The organism is Streptomyces sp. WELS2, from assembly GCF_013870595.1.
Lineage (GTDB): Bacteria > Actinomycetota > Actinomycetes > Streptomycetales > Streptomycetaceae > Streptomyces.
On the sequence record NZ_JACBWZ010000921.1, the window covers coordinates 1 to 2,286 of the forward strand.

Below are 2,286 nucleotides of genomic sequence, written 5' to 3' on the forward strand. Positions count from 1 at the left end.
GGCGGACGGCAGCCGGGCGGCCGAGGTTTCGGGTGCGCCGGGCGCCGTCGGTGTCGTGTCCGGGGCGCGCACTCGGTCCGGTGGGTGTGCCGGTAACGGTGTCCGGGTATCGCCGTACGCCCTGCCCGGTCGGACGGCCGGCGCGTGGCGCGGTGGATGAAGGCGCGGTCGCCCCAGGCCGTAACCGGCACCCGGGGTCAGGGCCGGCGGTTGCCGGCCCATCGCCTGGTCGACGGGTGGTCGTCCTTGCCGCCGGGGCACCCGTCGTACATCCGCGCGGGATGCGGCCTGCCGGTGCCGATCCCGATGGGCCGTCGGGTCCTGCTCCGTCATGCGGCACTTCGTGAGCGTCGGACGCGGGCAACGGTCAAGTCGGGGTCACGAGAGGGGGGTTGAACCAAGAATCAAAAACCTCGACGGCGCACCGGGCCGGGCCGTCGGCGAGTTCAGGACAGCAGGAAGTCGGCCACCCCCGCCTTGGCGCCCTCTATGAACGCGGTCATCTCGTCCATGGTGTAGATCAGCGCCGGTCCGTCCGGATCGGTCGACTGGCGTACGGCGATCCGGCCGTCGGCGAGCTTCATCGCCTCCAGGCAGTTGCCGCCGTTGCCGCCGCTCCAGGGTTTGTGCCACCCCTCGCTGCCCAGCTCCCGCGCGGGCATGCCGTTGTAGACCCGTCCGCGCGGCGTGATGCGATCCATTCACAGCTCCTTGCGGAGATCCCGGAGGATCTCCTTCGTGCGTTGTGCCGTAGCGGCCTGTGCCGCCATGCGGTCCATGACCTCCAGGTGGGTCGCCACCTCGGCGCGCGCGTCCAGGTAGACGGCGCCGGTCAGGTACTCGCTGTAGACCATGTCCGGCAGTTCGGACATGGCGAATCGGAACAGCACGAAGGGCCCGTACGTCCCCGGGTGCGGCCCGTTGGCGAACGGGGCGACCTGGAGCGTCACATGGGCCAACTCCGTGGCCTCAAGCAACTTGTCGATCTGCGCGCGCATGACCTCCGGGCCGCCGACCGGACGGCGCAGCGCGGTCTCGTCCATCACCGCCCAGAAGCGGGGGGCGTCGGGACGGGTGAGCAGGGCCTGGCGCCGCATGCGCAGGTCGACGTGTCGCTCGATGTCGTCCGGGCTGGTCTGGCCGATGGCACCGGACCTCAGCACGCCACGCGCGTAGTCCTCGGTCTGGAGCAGTCCGGGCACGAAGTGCGGCTCGTAGGAGCGGATGAGACTGGCCGCGCCCTCCAGGCTGACGTACATCGAGAACCAGCCCGGCAGGATGTCGTGGAACCGCTGCCACCAGCCGGGCCGGTTCGCCTCCTCGGCCAGCTGTACGAAGAGATCGGCCTCGTCGTCGGGGACGCCGTAGGCCTTCAGCAGCAGTTGCAGGTACGGGATTTTGAGGGCGACCTCCGCCGTCTCCATGCGACGGACGGTGGCGGGGGCGACGTGGAGGACCCGGGCGGCCTCCTCGCGCTTCAGCCCGGCGCGTTCCCGCAGGTCCTGCAGGCGCCGGCCGAGGACCACCTGGCCCACCGTCGGCGCGGACCGCGGTTCGCTCACGCTCCCACCTCCACCGAAAGCCTCCACCGAAAGTTTCCCGACAGCCCTGCGGCGCCATTCGAAGGTTCATTCGAAGACCGGGCCCGATCTCCGACGACTTTCAATTGGCGCCGCGCGAGGTGCTGTTGCGAGCAGTGTGCCACGCTCCCTGACATAGTCCACAACACTCTGCATTTTTCAGAGTGACTCTTGCCAAGTGTCCGCGACGGGGCGATAGTGGCAAGCGTGATTCCGTCCGCGCCTTTAGGAACAGACGCCGCCGTCGGCCGTGCCGGCCTCGGCGCCGAGGGGGGTATCCCCGCGCGAGCCGGTTCGGGCCTGGTGGAGGGGGCAGCCCTCCAGGGAGGCGCCACCGGACGCAGGTTCCGCTTCGAGCTGGCCGCACATCCGGGTTCCGTCGCCCAGGCGAGACGTCTGACCCGGGCCCGGCTGTCCGGCTGGGCGGTCTGCGCGGACACCTGTGACAGCGCGGCCCTGGTCATATCCGAGCTGGTCACCAACGCCATCGTGCACACCGCGAGCAGCCGGGTCGTGTGCGAGCTGCACGACCACGACGACATGGTGCGCATAGCCGTCCGAGACGAGGGCTGTGCTCCTGGCGAGCCCCACCCGTCCCCGCAGCGACCCGACGAGGAGCACGGGAGGGGGTTGCTTCTCGTCGACGCGCTGTGCCGGGCCTGGGGCGCCCAGGAGCACGGCCCCGGCCTGCTGGTCTGGGCCGAAC

3 protein-coding genes are annotated in these 2,286 nt (G+C 70.5%); 1 reads left to right on the forward strand and 2 read right to left on the reverse strand.

The window, feature by feature from the left end; translation table 11 throughout:
* Positions 1-446 precede the first annotated feature (446 nt).
* Entirely contained in the window at positions 447-701 is a 255-nt protein-coding gene (locus H5J33_RS31770) for a DUF397 domain-containing protein (protein ID WP_030605199.1), read from the reverse strand.
* Complete coding sequence (locus H5J33_RS31775; protein ID WP_181798203.1) at positions 702-1,562, reverse strand: helix-turn-helix transcriptional regulator; 861 nt, start codon at positions 1,560-1,562, stop codon at positions 702-704.
* A 189-nt stretch (positions 1,563-1,751) separates the two neighbouring features.
* On the opposite strand from H5J33_RS31775, the gene H5J33_RS31780 reads away from it, so the two are divergent.
* On the forward strand, positions 1,752-2,286 hold a 535-nt coding region (locus H5J33_RS31780), incomplete at its 3' end, for an ATP-binding protein (protein ID WP_220212941.1).

Coding starts and splice junctions, on each gene's coding strand:
- H5J33_RS31770 (WP_030605199.1), bottom strand. CDS start 701: ATGGATCGCATCACGCCGCGCGGACGGGTCTACAACGGCATGCCCGCG.